Origin of the sequence: Desulfovibrio sp. ZJ369 (assembly GCF_011039085.1) — a bacterium.
In the GTDB taxonomy this organism is placed as follows: Bacteria; Desulfobacterota; Desulfovibrionia; order Desulfovibrionales; family Desulfovibrionaceae; genus Desulfovibrio.
The window spans coordinates 23,526-47,484 of sequence record NZ_JAAKEI010000005.1 but is presented as its reverse complement, the minus strand read 5'-3'; the positions used below and the strand labels follow the sequence as shown (position 1 = coordinate 47,484).

Genomic DNA, 23,959 nt, shown 5'->3' with positions numbered 1-23,959 from the left:
CAGCCCTGGGTCACTCGCCGGCCTTGCGGCCTTGCGGTGGGGTCCGTCTTCGGGCTGGAACGGCTCGACATTTTCCGGCATTTGGCAACGCCTGCGAATGTCAAAGCCCGTGAGCGGCGTATGGAGCCAGAGGCATCCAAACCGCTTCGGGGCGCAGCAGGACAGGCTCGACCTGTCCTTCCCTGCCGTCCAGGGAATGCCCTTTTTAAAGAGAAATACATTGGGGCGAGGATTTTTGTAGCCAAAAGCAGCGCGGCCGTCAAGCTTTTGCCAAAAAAATTTGCTTTCCATCACCAGCTTGCCGGACAAGACTTGCAGACAGTCTTGTTCTGCCCTGCCGTGCCCGCCCGGCACATGAGGACGCGTCTGAACAAGGCGCAGGGCGGAAGCATACGCTGCGTCAGCCCTGGAACACGGCGCGGGATTTCTTGACATGCCCAACGCCCGCGCCTATAAAAATTTGATTATTTCAGCCAAATTGTCCGCACTTTTTTCTCCCTGGCGCAGCAGTTTGTCGTCAACAGACTCCGGACGCTTCCAGCGCGCATTTTGCCAGGCAGTCCGGTAATCCGCGCAGCCTGCCGCCGGGCATTGTGGCGCGTGCTGGCCGCAGCGCCGCGTTTCAATCGTTCTGGAGGCAGGCGCAGCGTCCCTGGCGGCCGCGGGCCTGCCCGCCGAAATTTTCGTAACGTCTATCAGCCGGCGATTGTTCTGTCCGCGACAGCAGGAGTCGTCATGCCTCTCGATCACGCCCAAAAGGCGAAGCAGAATTCGTATGAGGATACGGTCATCAACTATATGTCCAAAGAAAACGGACATGTCATTGTTCTGAGCGACGATCAGGCTTTTTCCACCCAGTTGCGCCTGACTCTGGCCAAGGAACTGGGCCTCTCCTCCCCGAACATGCTCACCGCTCTTTTGGATCCTCACCAATTGCTGCGCGTTCTCAGGGAGGTGACGCCCAGGCATCCGACCCCGATCCTTTTTCTGGAACGAAAAATGGGCGGCCAGGATCTCAGTTTTCTGGTCAATCAGATCAAGCAGGCCTACACTAAGCTGCGTATCATTGTTCTGACCACAGACGTGCAGCGGGACAGGCTCATGCTCCTGCACGAGGTGGGCGCGGACAACTTTATCGCCAAGCCCGTTTCAGCCAATACGCTGATCGAAAAAATGGCTTTTACGCTCAAGCCCCAAAGCAAGCTTGGCCAGGCCATTGACAAGGCCAAGGAACTGCTGGCGCAAAAGCGCTATCCCGAAGCGCTGGCCGCCTGCCAGAAAATCCTTGAGTTCAAGCCCGACAGCTCGGCGGCCTACCTGGTCATCGGCGACACGCAGCGCGCTTTGCGGGAGTATGACAAAGCGCGCGTCGCCTATGAAACGGCCGCCAGTTCCGCGGAGCTCTACCTTGCGCCTTTGCAACGCCTGGCGGAGATGTACGGCGAGCTGGGCGACAAAGCCATGCAGTTGCGCTACCTGCAAAAACTGGACAGCATCTCGCCGCTCAACGTCAACCGCAAAGTGAGCCTCGGTGAAATCCATCTGTCCATGGGCGAGTCGGAAAAAGCCGAAGAGCTGTTCGACAAGGCCGTGGCCCAGGTGACCAAGGATGCCATGGCCGGCATCAGCTCGCTGTCCGGACGCATTGCCGCCATCTATGCGGATCACGATCCGGCCAAGGCCGAAAAATTTCTGCGCAACAGCCTGCAGGTCAAGGGCAAGTTTCTTTCCAAAAGCGACATCGCGCTTTTCAACCAGTTGGGCATCAGCCTGCGCAAGCAGGGCCGCTGGAAAGACGCGATCAGCGAATACAAGCGGGCCATCAAAATTGCACCCGATGACGAGAATCTGTATTACAATGTGGGCATGGCCTTTGCCGAGGGCGCGGACTTTTTGCAGGCCAAGGCCAATCTGCTCAAGGCCCTTGAGCTCAACCCGGATGTGCCGCGCGCAAGCCCGACCATTGCCTATAATTTCGGCGCGGTCTTCCTGCAATCCAAGGAGCGCGCGCGCGCGGCGCAGTATTTTCAGCTGGCTCTGGAGCTGCGCCCCGATTTCCAGGCCGCCCGGGACGGGCTCAAACGAGCCAGGGGCTGAGCGGAGTCGCGCTCTGTCTGCCGCTCCCCGTCACGCCTGCCTGGCTGAACGCATCGTCGGAGGTCCACCGCGAGGCTGTTTCACGACGCGCAGGCGCGTCAGGCGCGACCCCCGCCGCCCGGCTGCCCCAGCAAGGCGCGGGCGTAATCCGCGCCGTTGAAGGGGCGCAGATCCTCCAGCTTTTCGCCCAGGCCCACGAAGCTGATCGGCAGATGATACTGCATGGCCACGGCAATGGCCACCCCGCCCTTGGCCGTGCCGTCCAGCTTGGTCAGGATCAGCTCGTCCACGCCCGCGGCTTCCTTGAAGAGTTTGGTCTGTGAAAGGGCATTTTGCCCCGTGGTGGCGTCAATGACCAAAATGCTGCGGTGCGGCGCGCCGGGATGCTTCTTTCCAAGCACCTGGCGGATCTTGGTCAGTTCCTCCATGAGGTTGACCTTGGTCTGCAAACGGCCGGCCGTATCCACAAAGAGCACGTCCACGCCTTCTTTCACCGCGCGGTCCACGGCCTCATAGGCCACGGCGGCCGGATCCGAGCCCGCGGGGCGGGCATGAAAAAGCGCGCCCACCCGTTCCGCCCAGACCTGAAGCTGCTCAATGGCCGCGGCCCGGAACGTGTCCGCAGCGGCAATCATCACCGTTTTGCCCTGCATCCTGGCCCGATGGGCCAGCTTGGCGATGGTTGTGGTCTTGCCCACGCCGTTGACCCCGATCAGCAGCACCACTTCCGGCGGGTTTACGGCCATGATGCGGCGCGGCGCGCGGAAAATCTCTTCCAGCTCGGCCATGAGCAGCTCGCGCGCCTGCGCGGCCTGGCTGACTTTTTCCCTGCGGGCCCGCTCCCTGAGGCGCTGTACCAGTTCCAGAGATGCCTCGTAGCCCAGGTCGGCCATGATGAAGAGTTCTTCAAGCTCCTCCCAAAAGGCCTCGTCCAGCTCGCCGTGACCGGCAAACAATTTGTCCAGACCGCGCGCAAACTGCTCTCGCGTGCGCGAAAGCCCTTCGCTGATCTTCAGGAACAAACGGTTGCGCTCATCCTCCTCGTCTTCCAGATCCAGGGCCAAAGCCAGACGGTACTGCAATTCCGAGCGGAACTCCTCCACCTGCCTGTATTCCATGCGCGCGAGCCAGCCCTGAAAATCCGCCACAAAGGCGGCTGCCTCGCCCGCGGGCGCGTCCAGAGCGCGCAGCAAAAACTCCAGCCGCTGCCAGAGCAGATCGCCAGCCTGATCCACGCCCTCAAGAATGATCCCGAGCCAGACCGAAAGCCGGGGTTCGGCCTCGCGCAGGCGCAGCGTCAACGCTTCGTCGTTTGCGGCCGCAGGGGAAGCAGCGGCTACAGCCCTGTCAGGCGCGGCCGCGGCGGCAGGCGTCTGCCGCGCGTCTTCGGCTCGCGGCGCTTTTTCGGATTTCACGCCTGCCGAATGCGTGCCCCCGAATATCCTTTTAACGGCTGAAAAAAATCCCATAGCTGCTCCTTGTTCTTGTGGCCGCAGGCCGCGGCTCAACCCAGGGCCGCCAGCACCTCTTCCAGGGCGGTCAGACATTCCTCCACAGCCAGAGCCGTGGTTTCGCACTGCGGATCATTGAGCGCCGCCTGCATGTGGCGGGCAGCCTCGGTCAGCCGCACCGCGCCCAGACAAGGCGCGGCCTTTTCCAGCATCTGCCCCAGACGGCAAAGGGCCGCCGTCTCGCCCTCGTCGTACAGACGGCTGAGCACTGCCGGCGCGGACGCGAAGGTCTGGCGAAACAAACCCGCGGTCACCTGCCAGGCTTCGCGGTGTTTGCATTGAAAACTCCTGCCCAGGGAAGGGTTGACCGCCACGGGAGCGCGGATCGCAGCCTCGGCAGCCCTCGCTGCCGGGGGATCGTCTCCGGTCGGGGTACCCAGCCCGAGCGTCAGCTTCCCGGCGTTGCCGCACGCGGGGTCCGTATCCCGACCCTCAAGGCGGCGGGCGAGCAGTCGCCGCACGCGCGCCAGATCGCCCCACTGCCAGAGCAGCAGCCACAAGCTCCCGGTAAGGAAAAGAGCTGCCAGGCCGAAACGCCAGACTTCCCGGCGCGCGGCGAGCGCCAGCTCCTCCTCGCTCAAACGGGGCGAAAGATAGACTTCCACCGAGCCGACGCTCCTGCCCTCCATTTTGAGCGGATTCATCCCCTGCACTGTGTTTTCCGGGATCTCGTCGTCCCAGGGCACGGGTTCCCACTGGTAATTGCGGCGCTGGCCTTCCAGCATGCCCTGTTGAGTCTGCACCTTGACCGCGTAGATGCTGTCGTCTTCCAGGGCGGCCATGACAATGGTCCGGGCCGTGAGCTCGTCCAGTTCCCAGGCGGGCAGCGAAAGGAGAGCGGCCAGTTGCGCGGCCATGCGCCCCGCTTCGCTGCTCAGCCGGTTTTCAACATCCTGGCGGCTGCTGTGCAGACTCCAGAGACCGAGGAGCAGAAAAAGCAGCATGCCGCCGGCCCATACGGCCAGCGCCAGCCAACGGCGTGTACAATGCGCGATACGGGGCATATCCTGCTTACGCGCAAAAACCTTGCAGCACTTCTCAGTCATGGGAATGCTCTCCCTTCCCGCAAACGGACGGCCTGTGGGACCTCTGCCGCCGACGCCCGCAGAGCGACGCGGCAGCGGCGATTCTATCGGATCTTCCGGCGAAGCGGGCGGCGCGCAGGCGGCCTGCCAGAATCGCCAGATCCGCATTGCCCAGCAGGGCAAGGCAAGACGCCCAGGCCGCCAGACCGGCCGCAATGGCCGTTGCCAGCCCCGGCCAGACGCCCAGACCTTCCATTGCCTGTAAAACCGCCCAGGCCGCCAGACCGGCCGCTGCGGCTGCCGCCGCCTGCTGCGTCACTATGCGCGCGGGCAAAAGCGGCGAATTTTGGCCCGACCGCCTCAGGCTTTGCCGCACATCCCGCCACAGCAGGCCGCTTTGCAGCCAGAGCCCGATGCTCACTGCCAGGGCAGGAGCAAGCGTGAGCCATGCCGCAGGGAGACTATGGATCAGCGCGGCTCCGGCCGCAAGTGTGGCCGCCACGGCCCAGGCCGCGCTGGCGGCCGTGCGATGTATCCTGCCCAGAGCATTGCAGGCCGACAGCAAGCTCCGGTTGAGCGCGAAGGCGGGCAGGCCCGGCAAATAGGCCCAGAGAGCCAGGCCGGTCTCGCGCGCGGCCTGGGCGTTAAAAGCCCCGTGCCGCAAAAGGGCGTCCACCAGCGCCGGGCCCACGGCCCAGAGACCCGCGGCCGCGGGCAGGCTGAAGAGCAACGTATAGCGCAGGGCCAGACCGAGATGCCCGGCAAAATCCGCGAAATTTTTTTCCTCCGCAGAGCGGCTCAGGGCAGGCAGGCTGGCCATGCCGAGGCAGACGCCCACCAGACCGAGCGGCAGTTCCAGCAGACGCTCGGCGTAATACAGGGCCGCCACCTGCCCCCGCCCAAGGCCCGAAGCCAGGCTCATGGCCGCCAGCATGGCCAGTTGGGGCGCGGCGGCCCCCAGCAGGCCCGCGGGCAGGCGCGCCAGACAGCGCCAGGCCATGCGCCCGCAATCCGGCGCGGCAGCTTTTGTAGCCGGATGCGGGGCGGCGGGCAAAGATTGCGGCTCCGCGTCGGGCGCGCCTGCGCGATCATCCGGGCCTGGACCCGCGGACCCGGGCAAGAGGCGCTGCAAGGCCAGCCATTGCGCCAGCCATTGCGCCATGCCGCCGCAAAGCATGCCCAGGGCCAGGGTCGTTGCGGGCGGCCAGATCCCCAGGGCGGCCGCTGCGGCGAAAAGCAGCATGGTCAGGTTGAAGAGCGCCGGTGAAAGCGCGGGCAGCCAGAAAACCTCCATGCTGTGCAGCAAAGCCATGCCCAGAGCGGCCATGCCCGCGGCCAGCAGATACGGCAGGCAGATACGCAGCAAATCCACCGCTCGCGCCGCTTCCGGCACGGAAAAGCCCGGGGCCAGAACGGCCATCAGCCAGGGCGCGGCCACAAGCCCGATCACTGTCAGCAGCGCCAGCGCGCCCGCCAGGCGCGGAGCCAGGGCCGCGGCCAGCCCGGCCAGAGCCTGGCGTTGCCGCCGCTCCTGATCCCCGGCCGCCACGGGGCTGGCCTCAAGATCCCGTCCCGCGGAGCAGTTCTTGTGCCGGGAGTGCCGCACCAGCCCGGCGGTGAGGGTCATGGACAAAGAGCCCTCGCCCAAAAGGCGACGCAACACATGCGGCAGGCGCATGGCCGCCACCAGGGCGTCCGCCGCCGCGCCGCCGCCCAGAAGCCAGGCCATGCTCATGTCACGGGCCAGGCCCAGCAGGCGCGACAAGAGAGTAAAGCCCCCGATCAACGCGGCTGCGCGCAGCACCCGCTCCCGGCCGGGAGAGAGCGCGCCGTGCTTGTCCTCATGGTCCGGCATGTCCGTGCGCCACGTCCTTGTTGCCGATTTTCCCGCGCCCGGCAGGCCCTCAGGTCAGCCGAAGCTCAGAGGCAGTTTACAGGATAGAGCCATGCGCCTTTCCAAACAAGGGCCGCAGGCGGCATGTCAGAGCGTTTAGCTCATTTCATTAGCAAAATACCCTAAGGCCGGTGCGGATCACATTCCGTCTTCCAGGCCCGCACAGCCTCTTGCACGCGCGCGCTCCGTTCCGCGGGCAACTCCTTGAACGTTTCGGCAAAAACATGGATGCGCGTGCCCCCGCGCGGCGCGAACAACCCCTTGACCCGGCACCAGCAGGGCGCAAGCAGCGCGGTGCAATCCTCCAGGACTGTATTGGTAATGGTTTCCATAAAAGATTGATGGTTGCGAAAAGCAAACATATACAACTTGAAGCTTTTGGATTCCACGCAGAGTTCGTCCGGGATGTATTCCACGCTGATCACCCCGCTGTCCGGCTGGCCGGTCACAGGGCAAAGGGAAGTGAACTCAGGAAAGGTTATGCTGATCACATAAGGGCGCTGCGGGTAGCAGTTGGGAAAAGCTTCCAGCAGGGCCACGCTGGGGCCGTCTTTGGGGGCGTCCATGCGGCCTGTGCCAAGGACGCGCAGGTTTTGGGTCTGATCCTGGCTGCGGCTGGGCATGCTCATACTCCTTGAAATATTCGGGGGCCGGGCGCAGGGCGCGCAAGCGCATTCAGCCCTGGAAGGCCGGTTTGCTTCGGCGTTGGCAAATCATGACAAATTTAGATGCGTCAGCCCTGGGGCATAGGCGCTACGGACTTGTAACCCATTGCGCTTGCGGCTACAATATCTCATTAGGCTCCCCCCATGCCGCCTCACGCACATGGGGCGCAGCCCTCGCTTTGGTTCCCTTGCGGCAGTTTCGCCGTTGCGTCAGGCTCTGGCCCGGCGATGGATCTTCTTCGGAGTTCACCATGCGTCTCAGCCTGCGCCTGCATGCCTGCGCCGCCGGGCAATTGCTGCCTCTGATCCCCGGCACTGCGCCGTATCCGCCGCTTTGGCCCGCCCATCGGAGTATGGACCGGCCGTCGCAGGCCCTGCCCCCGCTGCCTGTGGGCGCGAGCCTGCACACTGCGGACGGCGTCGCGCTGCTCAAGGTCACGGGCCGGATGTGGCTGCCCACCTCGGCCGGGCAAGCCGATCCGCACGCCCTGTGCTGCGCCCTGCTCACGGCCCTGACGGATCTCGCGGATTTTCCGGGTGCTGCCGCAACGCCGGATACGCCCGGCAGCCTGATCAGCCTGGAAGTGCGCAAACAGGGCCGCAGTCTGGCCTGGATCACCCTGTCAGACAAGGGTTCGCAAGGGTTGCGCGAGGATTTGAGCGGTCCGGCCATTGCGGAACTGGTGGGCGCAAGCCTGCCGCTTTGCCACAGTCAGGGCTTTCTGCTGCCCGACGAGCCCGGTCCGTTACGCGCCCTGCTGACGGATCTGGCCCTGGGTCAGGAATACGATCTGATTTGCACCACCGGCGGCACGGGCCTTTCCCCGCGCGACATTGCGCCGCAAGTCACTGCCGCGCTGCTGGATCTGCCCCTTCCCGGCTTCAGCCAGGCCATGCTGGCCGCGAGCCTGGCCAGGACGCCGCGGGCAGCCATCTCCCGCGCCGTGGCCGGAGTGCTCGGCCAAAGCCTGGTGATCAATCTGCCGGGCAGCCGCAAGGCCGTGCTGGAGAATCTGGCCGCCGTGCTGCCCGCGCTGCCGCACGCTCTGGACAAGCTGCACAATGATCCCGCGGACTGCGGCGGCTAGGCGAAAAAGATCCCGGGCGCCGGGATTTTCCTCCTGAACCTTTACGTTGTGGAGAAGGTTATGTCGTTCAGCACGCCTTTGGGCCAATTTGCCGATATTTGCCGGATGATCAAGATCGAGCATTCCGTTTTCGCCCTGCCCTACGCCTGGGCAGGGGCCTTTCTGGCCGCGGGCGGGCTGCCGTCGGCGCGCAGCCTGATCTTTCTGACCATCGGCATGATCGCGGCGCGCTCTTTTGCCATGGCCTTCAATCGTCTGGCGGATCTGCCCTTTGACCGCGACAATCCACGCACGCAAAACCGCCCTCTGGTCACCGGCGCCATCAGCAAGGGGCAGACCTGGGCCTTCTGCGGGCTCATGGCCCTGATTTTCGCTGCGGCCTGCGCCTGTCTGAACAGCCTTTGCCTCTGGCTTTCCATTCCGGCCCTGGTCTTCGCGGCCGCCTACAGCCTGCTCAAACGCTTTACGGCGCTCTGCCATTTCTGGCTTGGGGCCACGCTGGGCCTGGCGCCCCTGGCGGGCTGGATCAGCGTGAACCCGGCGAGCATGCCCCTGACGCCCGTTCTGCTGTTCCTGGCCGTAACCTTCTGGGTGGCGGCCTTCGACATTTACTACGCCTTTCAGGATCTGGACTTTGACCTGGCCTTCGGCCTGTATTCCGCGCCTTCGGTGTACGGCCCGGAAACCTCCCTGGCCCTGGCCGCCTTTTCACATGCGATGACCTCCATCTTTCTTCTGCTCACAGGCTTTGCGGCCGGGCTTTCCTGGCCGTGGTACGCGCTGTGGCTGGGCATTTCCCTGCTTCTGCTCCTGGAGCACCGGCTGATGCGGCCGCAGGATCTGCGCTATGTGAACACGGCCTTTTTCACGCTCAACGGGATCATCTCTCCGGTGGTGCTGGTGGGCGTGCTTCTGGGCATTTATCTGTAAGCAAGGGGTTAGCGTCAACGTGCAAAAGCTGACGCTACAAAACCCGCAGGGTTTTGCGGCGGCGCAGTCGCCGTGTGTGAACGAAAGACCATGTTCTTTCGCGAATGATCCTGCAAAAATTTCAAGAAAAGCACGACATGAACTGTTTGCAATCGGACACCAGAGATGCCGCGTAAAAAAAGCTATCAGTGGCGCGCCGGGGACGAAAACGGCACTGAGCGGCAGGAGAACCGGCCGCCCAGCCGCTCGGCCAACAAACGCCGCAGCCTGGCCTTGCAGGAGCTGGGCGAAGAGCTGACCCGCCTCTCCCCGGCCGCGCGCAGGCAACTTGAGCTGCCGGCGGAGCTCAGCGAGGCTTTGGCGCTCTATGCGGGCATTGGCGATCGCGAAGGACGCCGCCGCCAAATGCAGTACATCGGCCGCTTGATGCGCGAGACGGACGCCGAAGCCCTGCGCGCTGCCCTGGCAGCCCGCGCGCAAATCCCGGCTGCCGCCACGGCCCGTTTTCACCAAATCGAGCAATGGCGCGACCGGCTGCTGACCGCCCCGGATACGGAGCTGGACCAGTTGCTGGCAGCCCTGACGCGCGTTGAAACGCGCGGGCAGGCGCAGGAAGAGGCGCGCGGCGGAGAGCGCGCAACGGCCAAGGCGGACGCAATCCCCACGCCCGAAGAACTGCGCCGCCTGGCGCTGGAAGCGCGCCGCGAGCAGGCCGGGCATCTTGCCCCGCACGCTTCCCGCGCTTTGTTCCGGGCCTTGTCCCGTTTGTTTGCCGTGCGTTGATCCTCTTCTAGGCCCGACCGTCAGCATGCCCGGCCCGGTCAGGCCGGTCAACAGCCTCACGCCTGCTTGCGCTCGCCGCGCCGACAAAAAACCGGATTCTGCCCCGCGTCTTTTTCCGGCTCCGGTCCCGCTCGCAAAAAAAACCGGCAACGCCGCTTGACGTCCACGGGCCGATAGGATAAAAGCGCGTCTGCGTTACCTGCGCGCCCTTGTAGCTCAGTCGGTAGAGTGCATCCTTGGTAAGGATGAGGTCTCCGGTTCAATCCCGGACAAGGGCTCCAGAAAAATTCCACGCCTATGCCCGCATAGGCGTTTTTTTTCGCGCACGCGGGCAAAGCGAGAAAGAGATGCATATCCCCGTTCCCGTGCTTGCCGTGGGCATGCTCACGCTGGCCAATATCTTCATGACGTTTGCCTGGTACGGGCACCTGCGCTACAAGGGCCTGGCCCTGCCGCTGGTCATCGTCACAAGCTGGGGCATCGCCTTTTTTGAGTATCTGCTCCAGGTGCCGGCCAACCGCATGGGCTACGGCTATTTTTCCGTGGCGCAGTTGAAAACCATTCAGGAGGTCATTTCCCTCAGCGTTTTCATGCTGTTTTCCGTGCTCTGGCTGCACGAGCCGCTGCGCTGGAATTATATCCTGGGCTTTGCGCTGATCGTGCTGGCAGCCTGGGTGATCTTCAAAGAGTGGTAAGGCGCGCGCCATGCTTTTTGAGCTCAGTCTGGGCACGCTGCTGCTCTGTGCCGGAGCGGCCCTCACAGGCGGCTTTATCGACGCCGTGGCCGGCGGCGGCGGGCTGATCACCATGCCCGCCCTGCTGCTTGCAGGCGTGCCGCCGCATCTGGCCCTGGGCACCAATAAGCTCAGCTCCAGCCTGGGCACCGGCGCGGCGCTGGGCAACTTCGCCCGCAGCCATCTGGTGCTCTGGCGGCCGGCTCTGGCCGGTCTGCCCTTTGCCCTGCTGGGGGCCTACGCGGGCTCAATCCTGACGCTCTATGTGAGCAGCGAAATTCTGGGCAAAATTCTGGTGGGCCTCTTGCCCGTGGGCATGTGCGCCACCCTGCTGCCCAAAAAACAGCGCGGGCAGTCGCCCCGCCCCCTGCAAGGGCCGCTCTTTTGGAGCCTTGTGCCCCTGGTCTGCCTGCTGATCGGCGCGTATGACGGTTTTTTCGGGCCGGGCACGGGCAGCTTTCTGATTCTGGCCTTTCACTGGATTCTGCGCGTGGGGCTGATTGAGGCCTCGGCCACCGCCAAAGTGCTGAACCTGGCTTCCAACCTCGGCGCGGCGGCGGCCTTCATCTGGCACGGCAAGGTGATCTGGCCCCTGGCCCTGGCCATGAGCGTGGGCTCGGTGACCGGCAACTGGCTCGGCAGCCGCACGGCCATCCGGGTAGGCGCCAAAGCCGTGCGCCGTTTCCTGAGCGTCTCCCTGACTCTCCTGCTGCTCACCCTGTTCTGGGAATACTTTCTGGCCCCGGCCCGTTAGCGCGTTTTGCGTCGGCGGCCGGGGTTATTTGCCTGACGCCGGATCGCTCAGCCCGGCCACGGCCCCGCCGGCCACGGCCCAGAGGTACAGGCTGGCCACCGTGGCATAGGGGGCATAGCGCCGCCGGTACTTCTCAAAGCGCGCGCGATCTATGACGCGGTGGCGGTAGAGCATGCGCAGGCCGCGCCGGATGGCCAGATCCCCATAACTTATGACATTGGGCCGTTGCAGGGAAAAGGTCATCAGCATCTCCGCGGTCCAGACGCCCACGCCGGGCAGCCGGGAGAGCTCAGCGCAAAGCGCGTCGTCGGGCAGGGCCCGCAAAGCTTCCATATCCAGCTCGCCGCTCAGCGCCCTGGCGGCCGCCGCCTTCATATACGCCACTTTGCGGAAGGAGAGGCCGAAAGCCTGCAAATCCGCCTCCCGTGCCGCATGGATCGCCTGCGGCGTTATTGCGCCGAGCCCGGCGCGCATCCTCGCCCAGATGGTCTGCTGGGCCCTGGTGGCGATCTGCTGGCCCACAATGGCGTGGATCAGGGCTTCAAAAAGATCCGGCATCACTTCGCGCCGCACCGGGCCCAAATCCTTGATGACGGCTGCCAGACGTTTGTCCCGCGCCGTGAGATGGGCGATTTCTTTTTCGCCGTACTGAAAATAGCAGGCCATTGCGGATCTGCCCCCGCGCGCCGAAGCCAGGCCTCAGACGCACACTGAAAAAGACCGTTCTTTAGAGCATATTGCTAATGAGGGCTGGCCCTAATTCTTCAAGCTGTGGATAGGCGCGGGTATCCGGCCGCCGAGGCCGATAAAGCCGGAAGCGTCGCCCTGGGGCACCGGAATGATCGCGGCCTTGCCCAGCAACCCGCCGAAAGAAACCTCGTCGCCCACGCCTTTGCCGGGCACGGGGATCACGCGCACCGCGGTTGTCTTGTGGTTGATGACCCCGATGGCCATTTCATCGGCCATGAGGCCCGAAATGGTTGACGCGGGCGTATCGCCGGGGATGGCGATCATGTCCAGGCCCACGGAGCAGACGCTGGTCATGGCTTCCAGCTTTTCAATGCTCAGACGGCCGGACATGGCCGCGGCTTCAATGCTGGAATCCTCGGACACCGGGATGAAGGCCCCGGACAGACCGCCCACCGAGGAGGAAGCAAAAGCCCCGCCTTTTTTGACCGCATCGTTGAGCATGGCCAGCACGGCCGTGCTGCCGGGCGCGCCGATGCTGGAAAGGCCCAGGCTCTGAAAAATCTCGCCCACCGAGTCGCCCACGGCCGGAGTGGGCGCCAGGGAAAGGTCGGCCACCCCGAAAGGAATGCCCAGGCGGCGGGCCACTTCCGTGCCGATCATCTCGCCCACTCTGGTCACTTTATAGGCCGTGCGCTTGATCACTTCCGCCATGTCCAGCAAGGTCAGGCGGCCACCCTGCTCGTTGCGCCCCGCGGCCAGGGCGCGATCAATGGCTTTTTTGACCACGCCGGGGCCGGAAACGCCCACGTTGATCACCACGTCCGGCTCGCCCACGCCCAAATACGCCCCGGCCATGAAGGGCACGTCCTGCGGAATGTTGGCAAAGACCACCAGCTTGGCGCAGCCGATGCCGCCGCGCTCGGCCGTGGCCTTGGCCACATTGCGAACCTGCTCGCCCATCAGGGCCACGGCGTCCATATTGATGCCGCTGCGCGAGGAAGCCACATTGATGGAGGAACAGATCCGATCCGTCTGGGCCAGGGCATCGGGCAGGGCTTCAATGAGCGCGCGGTCGCCTTTGGCGAAGCCTTTTTCCACCAGCGCCGAAAATCCGCCCAGAAAATCCACCCTGGCGTCTTTGGCCGCCTCGTCAAGAGCCCGGCAGACGCGCACCATGCCTTCCGGACCGAAGGGCGCGCCCACCACGGCAATGGGGCTGACGCTGATCCGTTTGTTGACCACCGGGATGCCGTACTTGTCGCCCACCTCGTCGCAGACGGCCACAAGCTGGGAGGCATAGCGGCGCAGTTTGGCCTGCACGTTGGCGGTGAAGAGCTCAAGATCGTGGCTCACGCAGTCAAAAAGGCTCACGCCCAGGGTGACGGTGCGCACGTCCAGGTGCTCGTTGCGGAGCATGTTCAGGGTGCTGATGACTTCGCGTTCCGAAAGCATGGCGTATCCTGTGCGGTCTGCGCAGGCCGCCGTGGCCCAGGCGGGGCGGGCGGCCGCTGCAACACTGCCTTTTGTTCCCCGGCAGGCAAAAGCCGTATCCGGCCGGAGAAAAGGATCGTGCTGTTCAGACCTGGGCCGTTCCCGGCTTTTGGAGCAGCCCAGGGGACAAAAGGCGCTGCGAGCGCGGATCATTAGAGCATTTTTGCTAATGAAATTAGCTAAACGCTCTAAAAGGAACTCACCCGATGCACGGCTTCAAAAATATCACGGTGCTGCACGCTCACGCGCAAATGTCGCGTCTGGCCCTCGCAGGCCAGCTCGCGACGCAGGCGGCCGAGATCCACGCTCTCCGGAACCATGACTTCAAACACGAACAGAGCGTGATCCTCGCCGCCCTCGCCCAATATGGCCTTGAGGCTTTCGATATTCACCCCGTGCCGGGCAAATACCCGGCTCATGGCCGCGATCAGGCCCGGCTTGTCCGGCCCGTCCGCAGTGATCACAAAGGGATCGCAGTTGAGGCCCTGGCCCCACTGCCCCTCAATGGCCGGGCGCACCAGCACGGACAGATCCACTTCCGCGGCGGCCAGCCCGGCGATCAACTGCTCGCGCAGCGCGTCGCCTGTGCGGCCCTCCGGGGTCTGCACCACGAAAATGGCCGCAAACTCACCCGAAAGGATGGTCTGGGTCACCTCCACGATATTGCAGCCGGTTTCGCCCAGAAGTCGGCTCACAGTGGCCACAACGCCGGGGCAGTCGCGCCCCAGAAAAGAAGCAGTGTATTTTTGCATGGCGCAGTCCTTGCGGAAAACGTCGGCGACCCGCCGGATCGCGCGGTTGATGGAAAAAGGCAGCATAAACGCAAAGGCCCATGCAGTTCAAGCACGGATACGCCCGGCCCCAGGGCAGACGCATCTTATGCGTCAGCCCTGACGAACAAAGCAGCCAATCTTGACGGAGCCATATGAATGGCATACCGTGATCCACCTTTCCGGCAGCGGGGCTCTGCCGGAAAAGCCTTGCTGCGCATACCCGCACGCCGAACGGCCCCAGGCCGCGGCGCGGCGTGCGGATTTACGGGGCCTGTTATTCGTCCGGCAGGAGAATTCAGTGGAAAAGCGGGAAAAAAGCAAAAAAAGCAGTGTCAAGCTGAGCACAAAATCGCCGCATGCGGCGTATTTCATGCCCATGCTCGAGAGCTTCGCCGCGCGCGACGGCCTCAACGAAGTGATCAAAAACCGGGTCAGCAAAGCCTGTGACCTGCTGGACGCGGGCGTGCCGCTTTTCCCCAACGATTTCAGTAAAAAACACGATATTTCCTGGGTGCTCGAAACATTCGGCGGCCTGGACGACGCGGCCCTGGACAGCCAGGGGGATGTTTTTGCCGTGGCCGGGCGCATTGTTTCCCTGCGCTCCTTCGGCAAAGTCGCCTTTTTTCACCTTATGGATCAGAGCGGCCGCATCCAGTGCTATGCCTCCAGGGAACATCTGGACGAGGCCGCGTACATGGTGGTCAAAAAGCTGGATGTGGGCGACATTGTGGGCATATCGGGGCATCTTTTCCGCACCAGGACCGGCGAGCTGACCATTGCCTGTCGCAGCCTCAAGCTGATCACCCGCTCCATGCGCCCCCTGCCCGAAAAATACCACGGGCTCAAAGACATGGAGACCCGTTACCGCCAACGCTATGTGGATCTGATCGTCACGCCGCGCGCGCGGGAGATTTTCGTCAAGCGCAGCCTGATTGTGCGCGAGTTCCGCCGCTTTATGGAAGATCACGGCTTCATGGAAGTGGAAACCCCCATGATGCAGCCCCTGCCCGGCGGGGCCACGGCCCGGCCGTTCACCACCCACCATAACGCTTTGGATCTCCAACTCTATATGCGCATCGCGCCGGAGCTCTATCTCAAGCGCCTGCTGGTGGGCGGTTTTGAAAAGGTTTTTGAGCTGAACCGCAACTTCCGCAACGAGGGCATCGACACTCGCCACAATCCGGAATTCACCATGTGTGAGTTTTACTGGGCCTACGCCACGTTTGAAGACCTCATGGACTTCACGGAAAAGCTTTTCGCGCACCTGGCCGCCGCTGTGTGCGGCTCGACCGTGGTGCCGTACCAGGGGCAGGAAATAGATCTCACGCCCGGCCGCTGGAAGCGGCTCAGCTTTTATGACGCGCTCACCCAAATTGGCGGTCACTCGCCTGATTTTTACAATGATTACAACAAAGTGCGCGCCTACATCCGCGAACGCGGCGAAAAAACGGCTGACAACGAAAGCCTGCAAAAGCTCCACGCCAAGCTCTTTGACCTGGATGTGGAAGCCAAGCTGGTCCAGCCGCACTTCATTTATCACTACCCCACGGAAATTTCGCCGCTCTCGCGCCGCAACGACCGGCATCCGGAACTGACGGATCGCTTTGAGCTGTTCATGACCGGCCGCGAAATGGCCAACGCCTTTTCAGAGCTCAACGATCCGGTTGATCAGCGCCTGCGCTTCGAGGAACAGGTGCGCGAAAAGGAAGCCGGCGACGATGAGGCGCACAGCATGGACGAGGATTACCTGCGCGCCCTGGAATACGGCATGCCCCCGGCAGCCGGGCAGGGCGTGGGCATTGACCGGCTGGTCATGCTGCTCACGGATTCGGCCTCCATCCGCGAGGTTATTCTCTTCCCCTTGCTGCGGCCGGAATTTTAGCGCGGGCAGGATAACTATTCTCAGGTAACATATGCAGGAGCTATACACCGCTGTTTTTTCAAATGCGCCCGGCTCTAAAAAAAGTCTTGAATATCCGGCCAAGCTGGGCCAGAATGCCGCAAATGTCTTTTGAACTCTTTGTGGCCTTGCGCTATCTCTTTTCGCGGCGCAAGCAGACTTTTATCTATATCATCTCCCTGATGTCCATTCTGGGGGTGGCCATTGGCGTGGGCGCGCTGGTGGTGGTGCTCGGCGTGTACAACGGCCTGACCACGGATATGCGCGACAAAATTCTGGGGGCCAATGCGCACGGCATCGTCATGTCCTACCTGCCCTCGGCCTTTGAGCAGAACAGCGATCTTCTCGATCGCATCCGCTCCGTGCAAGGCGTCACCGGCGCAACGCCCTTCATCTATACGGAAGTCATGCTTTCCGCAGGCAACGGCGTCAAAGGCGTGGTGCTGCGGGGCATTGATCCCGAATCCGCGCCCCAGGTGCTCTCCCTGCTGCGGCAAATGCGCTCCGGCTCGGCGGCGGATCTGCAAAAAAGCGGCACGCCGGGCATCATCATCGGCGACGAGCTGGCCCGCCGCCTGGGCCTTGTGCCGGGCAGCAGGGTCAATGTGCTTTCGCCCTCCGGGCAGAAAAGCGCCTCCGGCTATTCCCCGCGCATCCGGCCCTTTGAGGTGGCGGGCATCTTCAAGACCGGCATGTTTGAATACGATTCCTCCCTGGCCTTTGTGAGCCTGGCCGCGGCGCGGGACGTGCTGGGCCTGCCGCCCGGTTATCTCTCGGGCGTGGAAATCACGGTGGCCGACGTGTTCAAGGCTGATCAGACCGCCGAGCGGCTGGCCCGGGAACTCGGCTCGCCCTTTTATGTGCGCACCTGGATGGAAATGAACGCCAACCTTTTTGCGGCCCTCAAGCTGGAAAAGGTGGGCATGTTCATCCTGCTGGCCATGGTGGTGCTGATCGGCTCCTTCTCCATTGTCACCACCCTGGTCATGCTGGTCATGGAAAAAACCCGCGACATTGCGATCATGATGTCCATGGGCGCCACGCGCGGCATGATACGGCGCATTTTCATGCTCCAGGGCACCATCATCGGCGTGATCGGCACCTTGCTCGGCTATGGTTTCGGCCTTTCCCTGGGCTGGCTGCTCAAACGCTATCAGTTCATCAAGCTGCCCGAACATGTCTACACCCTGGATCATCTGCCGATCATCATCACGCTTTCCGACGTGCTGATCGTGGGCGCGAGCGCCATGCTGCTCTGCTTTCTGGCCACTCTTTACCCGGCACGCCAGGCCGCCCGTCTGGAACCCGCCGAAGCCCTGCGCTACGAGTAAGCCATGCCCGAGCTCTATAAATTTTCCGACGTGGGCAAAAAATTTTCCGGCCCTGGAGAAAATCTTGAAATTTTCAAGCATATCAATCTGATTGTGGAAGAGGGAGAGTCCCTGGCCATTGTAGGGGCTTCCGGTTCCGGCAAGTCCACCCTCTTGCATCTTATGGGGGCTCTTGATACTCCAAGCACGGGCACTGTATCTTTTGACGGCCGCGATCTGGCGCTGATGCGCCCGGATCAGCAGGCTGCCTTCCGCAACCGGACGTTGGGTTTTGTTTTTCAGTTCCATCATCTGCTGCCGGAGTTTTCCGCACTGGAAAATGTGGCCATGCCCGCGCTGATCAGCGGCGCGCGCCGAGCCCGGGTTATGCCCGAGGCCCGCGCCATGCTGGAGCGGGTAGGCCTTGCGCAGCGCGCCACAAGCAAAATCGCCACGCTTTCCGGCGGCGAACGGCAACGGGTGGCCATTGCCCGCGCGGTGCTCTTGCGGCCGCGCGTCCTTCTGGCCGATGAGCCCACCGGCAACCTGGATGAAGTCACAGGCCGGCAGGTGAGCGATCTCATGATGGAGCTCAACCGTGAACTGGGCATGACCCTGGTGGTTGTGACGCACAATCCTGAACTGGCCGCCCGGATGCATCGCACATTGGAATTAAAGGCCGGTCGGCTGCTGGCTCACGCGGCGGCCCAAAACGCCGGTTAGAGCGGTTTGAAAATGAATATTTTCAATCAAAAAATGCTCGAGTGGGGACTCGGTATGAGAAAATATCTGTGTAGCGTGCTGGTCAAGGCTCTTTGTCTCGCAGCCCTGCTCTGCGCCGCGCAGGCGCAGCCCGTTGCGGCCGCCAGGGCGCCGCAGCCGCCTCTGGTGCTGGTTTTGCCTTTTGAGGTCAACGCCGGGCCGGAAATGCCCGATGCCTCCCGGGACGTGCCGCAGCTTATCGTCAGCCAGCTTGAACAAAACGGGCTCAAGGCCGTGCCCATGAGCCGGGCCCGGGATCTGCTCAGGGGCAGCGACACCATTAATCTGTCCGCGGCGCGCCGTCTGGGCCGCCAGGCAGGGGCCAGTCTGGTCATTTACGGCAGCTTCAACCAGTTGGGCGACGGCTTCACCCTGGACAGCCGCCTGGTGCCGGTGGGCGAGGGCCAGGCCGTGCCCGCGGGCTTTGAGCGCAGTTCTTTGCTGGCCCTGACCGAATGCGCGGCGGCCATTGCCAATCGCGCGGCGGGCATCATCGGCCCGGTGGCCCAGGCCGCGCCGCAGCAGGCGGACAGCGGGCCCGGCTTTGTGCCCATGCACGCCCCTGCCGCCGCCGGAGACGGCATTGCCGACGTGCGGGTGCGCGGCATGAAGGTCATGGATCCGGATACCGTGCTTATGCGTCTGACCATCCGCAAAGGCGACAAGCCCGACGCCAATGCCATCAACGAAGAAGTCAAGCGCATCTGGGACATGGGCTATTTCAGCGACGTGCAGGCCTCTCTGGAAGGCAATGTGCTGGTCTTCACGGTGGTGGAAAAACCCCGCATCGACAGCATTCAGGTTGAAGGCTCCAGGGATATCGATCAGGAAGACGTGCTGGCCGCCATGGGCACCAAAGCCGGCAATGTGCTCAACGAGCAGATGCTCTCCGACGATTTGCAGAAGATCACCGAGCTCTACCGCAAGGAAGGCTATTATCTGGCAAAGGCCGACTACCGCCTGGAAGACCGCCAGGGCGGCCGCGGCGCCGTGCTGATCATTACCGTGAACGAGGGCAACAAACTTTACATCAAAGAGGTGAAAGTCGCGGGCCTCAAGGAGCTTGACCAGGACGACATGGAAAAATACATGGCGCTCAAGCCGCGCAACATTTTCTCCTGGTTCACGGGCACCGGCGTGCTCAAGGACGAGTACCTGGAGCGCGACACCAACGCCATTGCCGCCTTCGGCCTGAACGAAGGCTTTGTGGACATGCAGGTTTCCGCGCCCGAGGTGGAGTACAAATCCGACGGCATCTACATCACCTTTACCGTGCACGAAGGCCCGCGCTACAGCGTGCGCAACGTGAAATTCGCCGGGGACGTGATCGACAGCGAAGAGAACATGCTCAATGTGGTGCAGATGGACGACTGGGAAAAGTCCAACAAATACTTCTCCCTGACCGTCATGCAGGAAGACAGCAAGCGCCTCACCGACTTTTACTCCGATTACGGCTACGCTTTCGCGGAAGTGGACACCAAGGTGATGAAGGCCGACGACGGCAGCCCGCAAGTGGACGTGGGCTATCTGATCAATAAGAAACAAAAGGTCTTCATCCGCCGCCTCACGATGGAGGGCAACACCAAAACCCGCGACAACGTGATTTTGCGCGAAATGCGTCTGGGCGACGGCGACATGTACGAAGGCGCCAAACTGCGCCGCTCCTCCGAACGCCTGAACCGCCTGCGCTACTTCTCGGCCGTGGATACGGAACTGATCCCCACGGGCAAGGACGACGAGGTGGATCTCAAGGTCAAGGTCAAGGAGACCAATACCGGCGCGCTCATGGGCGGCATCGGCTACTCCACCTATTACGACGTGGGCGTCACCGCCTCGATCATGGAGCGCAATCTCTTCGGCCGGGGCTACTGGCTGCAGTTGCAGGGCTTCTTCTCCTGGCGGCGGACCTCGGGCATTCTCTCCTTTACCAATCCGCGCGTCTACGACACGGATCTTTCCCTGGGCAACGATCTCTATTACACGCACGATTACTGGGACGACTTTACCAAGGACACCGTCGGCGACACCATCCGCGCTTCCTATCCCATCGGAGAATACACCACCGTGGGCGCGGCCTACCGCCTGGAACGCTATGAGCTCTATGACGTGGAGCCCTGGTCCTCGCCCTATATCACCGATTACAAGGGCATCAACTGGACCAGCGCCATTTCCGGGCGCATCCTGCGCGACACCACCGACGCCAGGGATCGGCCCACCAAGGGCACCATCACCCGCCTCTGGGCCGAATACGGCGGCGGCGGCCTGGGCGGCACGGACAATTTCATCAAGGCCGTGGCCGACTGGCAGGGCTTCTGGTCGTTCAATCCGGAAAATACCTTCCATGTGCGCGGGCGCGTGGGCGGCGTGTTCCAGAATTCCGACGACCCGGTGCCGGTCTTCGAGCGCTTCTGGCTCGGCGGCATGGACACCATCCGCGGCTACGCCTATTCCGACATTTCGCCCCGCGACTACAAATACGGCGGCGAACAGGTCGGCGGCGACCGCATGGGCGTGCTGAACGTGGAATATGTCTGGACCTTCCAGAAAGATATGGGCCTGGCCCTGGTTCCCTTCTTTGATGCCGGTTTCAACATCGATCAAAAGACCATGGGCGCGGATCTTTCCGACTACATCGTCTATTCCGCGGGTCTTGAACTGCGCTGGCGCTCGCCCATGGGGGATCTGCGCATCGCCTACGGCGTGCCGCTGGTGCAGGATTACGACAAGGAAATGGAGCCGGGCAGGCTGGAATTCAGCATGGGCCAGTTCTTTTAGAGCATTTTGCTCATGAAACCAGAGCGTTTAGCTAATTCCAGTAGCTAAACGCTCTAAAACGTCAAAGGAGTGCAGCGCCCCCCAAAAATCGACTGTCCTCCCCAAGACCGCCAAAGGCGCCGTGGCCTTTTTTACGGCACGCGGCACAAAACCTGCATACTTTCTCCCGGCCATCGGAAATATGACGCGGCACGGGGAACGCCCCTTAAGCGGATCGCAGCGCAACCGATAAAGTGTGCAGGATTCAGGCAGCGCCTGTCTCCAATTCTATGCGCTTCCAGACGGCAAGGGGACGGACAGTGGCCGCAAAAACCAGGAACACCACGGCTCGCGACAGGGCGATAACCAAGCGTCTCATGCCGCCGCTGGTGTTCATGCTGGCGCTCTGCCTGCTGGTCGTCTGCTTTTATGATTCCGGCTACACCTCGCTGCCGCCCACCGGGAAACGGTACTCCGTGGCCAAGGCGGCCATTGAAAGCCTGCGCCTGGACGACAAGCGCGCAGGCCAGCGCGAGCCTTGGGAAAAGCTGGCCGCCGAGTTCCGCGCCATTTACGACGCGGATCCGGGCTGGCCCAATCGCCCGGCGGCGCTGTTTCGCGCGGCTGAAAGCCTGGAAGAACTGGCCCGGCGATCCTTTGCCAAAGCCGATGCCCGCAAAGCCGTTGCCTGCTACGAGTCCCTGGCTCTGCGCCATGCCGACAGCCGCCTGGCCGACGACGCGCTTTTGCGCGCGGCAACCCTGCGCGCCGCCTGGCTGAAAGACGAAAAGAACGCTCTGGCTCTGCTCAAACGGCTCAAAAGCCAATACCCCAGGGGCGACATGCTGCCGCAGGCCCTGGCCCTGGAAAAGACGCTACAGGCTTCCGCCGCGGGACGCACCGCGCCGGAAGCCCGTCAGTTGGCCGCGGCGCGCCGCAAGGATGTCGTGGAGGATCAGCCCGCGGCCGTCGCAAAAACGCCCGCCGCGCCGGGCATGTCTTCCGAGCTCCTGCCTGAAGCCCACTTGCTGCCCCGGTACCAGGCGGCAAAAAGCCGCATGGACGCGCTCAGGGCGGATAAGGTCAAATCCTGCTGGCGGCAGCCCTGGGAGGAATTGCGGGCGGAATTTCTGCGCATTTATGCCAGCCGCAAAAACTGGGCCGTGGCTCCGGGCGCGCTGTTTCGCGCGGCCGCAAGTCAGGAGGCCCTGGCCGACTGCTCCCACCTGGCTGGCGATTACCGCCAGGCTGTTGCCCTCTACCTGACGCTGCCCCGCGAATTTCCCCAAAGCGCGCTGGCCGATGACGCGCTGCTGCGCGCGGCCCGGATTCAGAGCGCCAAACTGGACAGCACGCGCCAGGGCCTGGCCTTGCTGGATGAAATCAGCGCCCAATATCCCCGTGGCGACATGGCTGCCGAAGCCCGCGCGCTGCGGGCGCAATGGAGCGCCAGGGAGGCGGATGCGGGCAAGAAGCCGGCTGCCGCGGCCGCCCGCCGGGCGGATTCGCCCTCCAGGACCGCGCCGCGCGAAACGTCGCCTGAGTTGCAGGTACTCTCCTGGGATTCCCCGAACAAGAACAGCGTGGAAATCGTGCTGGAGCTGAGCGGCCCCGCCCGTTACTCCACCCGTCTGGTCAATGCGCGCAAAGGCAGTCCGGCCCGGCTCTATCTGGATTTGGAAAATACAGCCGTGGTCAGCGATGTGCGCAAGGGCGTCACGGTGCGCGGCAGTCTTCTGCAGGCGGTGCGCGTGCGGGATCGCAAGCAGGGCGGCGCCAGTCTGCAATTTGACTTTCGCGATGTCCGGCGCTTTGACACCCGCATGGAAAGCGACCCCTGCCGCATCGTGCTCAGCGTGGCCGCGGGCAAAACGCCCCTGCCCGCAAAGCCCGGAGCCAAAACCGGCTTTGCGCTTGACGAGGAGCGGCCCGCAAGCCCCAAAGCCAGGGCGCGCGCTTCCCGCACGCGGCAGGTCGGCAATCTGGCCGACCAGCTCGGCCTCACCGTGCGCACGGTATTCATCGACGCGGGGCACGGCGGCCATGATCCCGGAACCAGCCATCACAATGTGCTGGAACGCGCCATCACCCTGGACGTGGCCATGATGCTGGGTCGCCTTCTGGAGGCCAACGGCCTGGAAGTGGTCTACAGCCGCACCAGGGACGTAAGCCTTTCCTTGAGCGAGCGCACGCGCAAGGCCAACGCTGCGGGCGCGGATCTCTTTGTTTCCGTTCATGTCAACGCCAATAAGGACGCCTCGGTCCACGGCTTTGAGGCCTATTATCTGGATCTGGCTGGCGATCCGCAGGCCGCGCGCGTGGCCGCCCTGGAAAACGCGCGCAGCGATCGCCGGCTCGGGAGCATGCAGAAAGTGCTGGCCGACGTGATGCTCAATGCCCGGGTGGAGGAATCCCGCCGACTGGCCGCGGACATCCAGCGGCTCTCCATGTTCCGCCTGAAGCGGCGCAACTTCACGGTCAGGAATAACGGCGTCAAGTCCGCGCCTTTTCATGTGCTGATCGGCGCGGGCATGCCCGCGGTGCTCGTGGAACTCGGCTATTGCACCAATCCGGCAGAAGCCCGGAATCTGGCCGCCCCCAAATACCGGCACGCGCTGGCCGAAGGACTTGCCGAGGGTATCCTGGCATATAAAGATCGCCTTCTCAAACGCCGTACAGCGCAGAATTCCTTGACGCACGAAAGCCCTGATGCTATGTGAAGTCCGTATTTCAGTTCGGTGACAGGATCAGCCGGAAAACGCTGCGGCAGGCGGCTTCGGCGTTGCAACGGACCAGCG

18 protein-coding genes and 1 tRNA gene are annotated in these 23,959 nt (G+C 63.2%); 12 read left to right on the top strand and 7 right to left on the bottom strand.

The features are described 5' to 3' along the window. Positions 1-735 precede the first annotated feature (735 nt). Complete coding sequence (locus G7Y51_RS02700) at positions 736-2,097, top strand: response regulator (protein WP_165174872.1); 1,362 nt, start codon at positions 736-738, stop codon at positions 2,095-2,097. 98 nt (positions 2,098-2,195) lie between these two features. Here G7Y51_RS02700 and ftsY read toward each other — a convergent pair whose 3' ends face one another. The 4 genes from ftsY to queF form a co-directional block, all read right to left on the bottom strand. Next, positions 2,196-3,566 carry a signal recognition particle-docking protein FtsY gene (gene ftsY, locus G7Y51_RS02695; RefSeq protein WP_165174871.1) on the bottom strand — a complete coding sequence of 457 codons (1,371 nt, stop codon included), beginning with the start codon at positions 3,564-3,566 and terminating at the stop codon, positions 2,196-2,198. Between the two features lie 35 nt (positions 3,567-3,601). Further along, entirely contained in the window at positions 3,602-4,654 is a 1,053-nt protein-coding gene (locus G7Y51_RS02690; RefSeq protein WP_241160103.1) for a hypothetical protein, read from the bottom strand. Continuing rightward, complete coding sequence (locus G7Y51_RS02685; protein WP_165174870.1) at positions 4,647-6,488, bottom strand: lipid II flippase MurJ; 1,842 nt, start codon at positions 6,486-6,488, stop codon at positions 4,647-4,649. Before G7Y51_RS02685 ends, G7Y51_RS02690 begins: the two co-directional genes overlap by 8 nt. Positions 6,489-6,649: 161 nt before the next feature. Next, positions 6,650-7,150, bottom strand: coding sequence for a preQ(1) synthase (gene queF / locus G7Y51_RS02680; protein ID WP_165174869.1), 501 nt, complete (start codon positions 7,148-7,150; stop codon positions 6,650-6,652). A gap of 293 nt (positions 7,151-7,443) precedes the next feature. Here queF and G7Y51_RS02675 point away from each other — a divergent pair, with 293 nt between their 5' ends. The 6 genes from G7Y51_RS02675 (at position 7,444) to G7Y51_RS02650 (ending at position 11,481) form a co-directional block, all read left to right on the top strand. Continuing rightward, complete coding sequence (locus G7Y51_RS02675) at positions 7,444-8,280, top strand: MogA/MoaB family molybdenum cofactor biosynthesis protein (protein ID WP_165174868.1); 837 nt, start codon at positions 7,444-7,446, stop codon at positions 8,278-8,280. Positions 8,281-8,340: 60 nt separating this feature from the next. Next, complete coding sequence (locus G7Y51_RS02670) at positions 8,341-9,210, top strand: 4-hydroxybenzoate octaprenyltransferase (RefSeq protein WP_165174867.1); 870 nt, start codon at positions 8,341-8,343, stop codon at positions 9,208-9,210. A 165-nt stretch (positions 9,211-9,375) separates the two neighbouring features. Beyond that, positions 9,376-9,993 (top strand): ribosome biogenesis factor YjgA, encoded by a 618-nt coding sequence (gene yjgA, locus G7Y51_RS02665; protein WP_165174866.1) that lies wholly within the window; start codon positions 9,376-9,378, stop codon positions 9,991-9,993. 205 nt (positions 9,994-10,198) lie between these two features. Then, positions 10,199-10,274 (top strand) — tRNA-Thr (locus G7Y51_RS02660). Between the two features lie 66 nt (positions 10,275-10,340). Continuing rightward, a complete protein-coding gene (locus G7Y51_RS02655) occupies positions 10,341-10,688 on the top strand; it encodes a DMT family protein (protein ID WP_165068223.1) in 348 nt (115 codons plus the stop codon). A gap of 10 nt (positions 10,689-10,698) precedes the next feature. Further along, positions 10,699-11,481, top strand: a complete 783-nt coding sequence (locus G7Y51_RS02650) for a TSUP family transporter (RefSeq protein ID WP_165174865.1) — start codon at positions 10,699-10,701, stop codon at positions 11,479-11,481. A 24-nt stretch (positions 11,482-11,505) separates the two neighbouring features. Here the strand turns inward: G7Y51_RS02650 and G7Y51_RS02645 are convergent, their stop codons facing one another. From G7Y51_RS02645 to G7Y51_RS02635, 3 genes are all read right to left on the bottom strand, one after another. Continuing rightward, positions 11,506-12,147: a DNA-3-methyladenine glycosylase 2 family protein gene (locus tag G7Y51_RS02645; protein ID WP_165174864.1), complete on the bottom strand. Its 642-nt coding sequence runs from the start codon at positions 12,145-12,147 to the stop codon at positions 11,506-11,508. A gap of 90 nt (positions 12,148-12,237) precedes the next feature. Then, on the bottom strand, positions 12,238-13,623 hold the full coding sequence (locus G7Y51_RS02640) for a PFL family protein (protein ID WP_165174863.1): 1,386 nt from the start codon (positions 13,621-13,623) through the stop codon (positions 12,238-12,240). Positions 13,624-13,850: 227 nt separating this feature from the next. Further along, positions 13,851-14,414 (bottom strand): ACT domain-containing protein, encoded by a 564-nt coding sequence (locus G7Y51_RS02635; RefSeq protein WP_165068209.1) that lies wholly within the window; start codon positions 14,412-14,414, stop codon positions 13,851-13,853. 397 nt (positions 14,415-14,811) lie between these two features. On the opposite strand from G7Y51_RS02635, the gene lysS reads away from it, so the two are divergent. The 5 genes from lysS to G7Y51_RS02610 all read left to right on the top strand — a co-directional run bounded on the left by lysS (position 14,812) and on the right by G7Y51_RS02610 (position 23,881). Continuing rightward, on the top strand, positions 14,812-16,317 hold the full coding sequence (lysS, locus tag G7Y51_RS02630; protein WP_165174925.1) for a lysine--tRNA ligase: 1,506 nt from the start codon (positions 14,812-14,814) through the stop codon (positions 16,315-16,317). A gap of 122 nt (positions 16,318-16,439) precedes the next feature. Continuing rightward, on the top strand, positions 16,440-17,666 hold the full coding sequence (locus tag G7Y51_RS02625; protein WP_165174862.1) for a lipoprotein-releasing ABC transporter permease subunit: 1,227 nt from the start codon (positions 16,440-16,442) through the stop codon (positions 17,664-17,666). A 3-nt stretch (positions 17,667-17,669) separates the two neighbouring features. Next, positions 17,670-18,368 (top strand): ABC transporter ATP-binding protein, encoded by a 699-nt coding sequence (locus G7Y51_RS02620; RefSeq protein ID WP_165174861.1) that lies wholly within the window; start codon positions 17,670-17,672, stop codon positions 18,366-18,368. Between the two features lie 54 nt (positions 18,369-18,422). Next, a complete protein-coding gene (gene bamA / locus G7Y51_RS02615; RefSeq protein ID WP_165174860.1) occupies positions 18,423-21,182 on the top strand; it encodes an outer membrane protein assembly factor BamA in 2,760 nt (919 codons plus the stop codon). A 299-nt stretch (positions 21,183-21,481) separates the two neighbouring features. Further along, entirely contained in the window at positions 21,482-23,881 is a 2,400-nt protein-coding gene (locus G7Y51_RS02610; protein WP_241160102.1) for an N-acetylmuramoyl-L-alanine amidase, read from the top strand. The last annotated feature ends 78 nt before the right edge of the window (positions 23,882-23,959 follow it).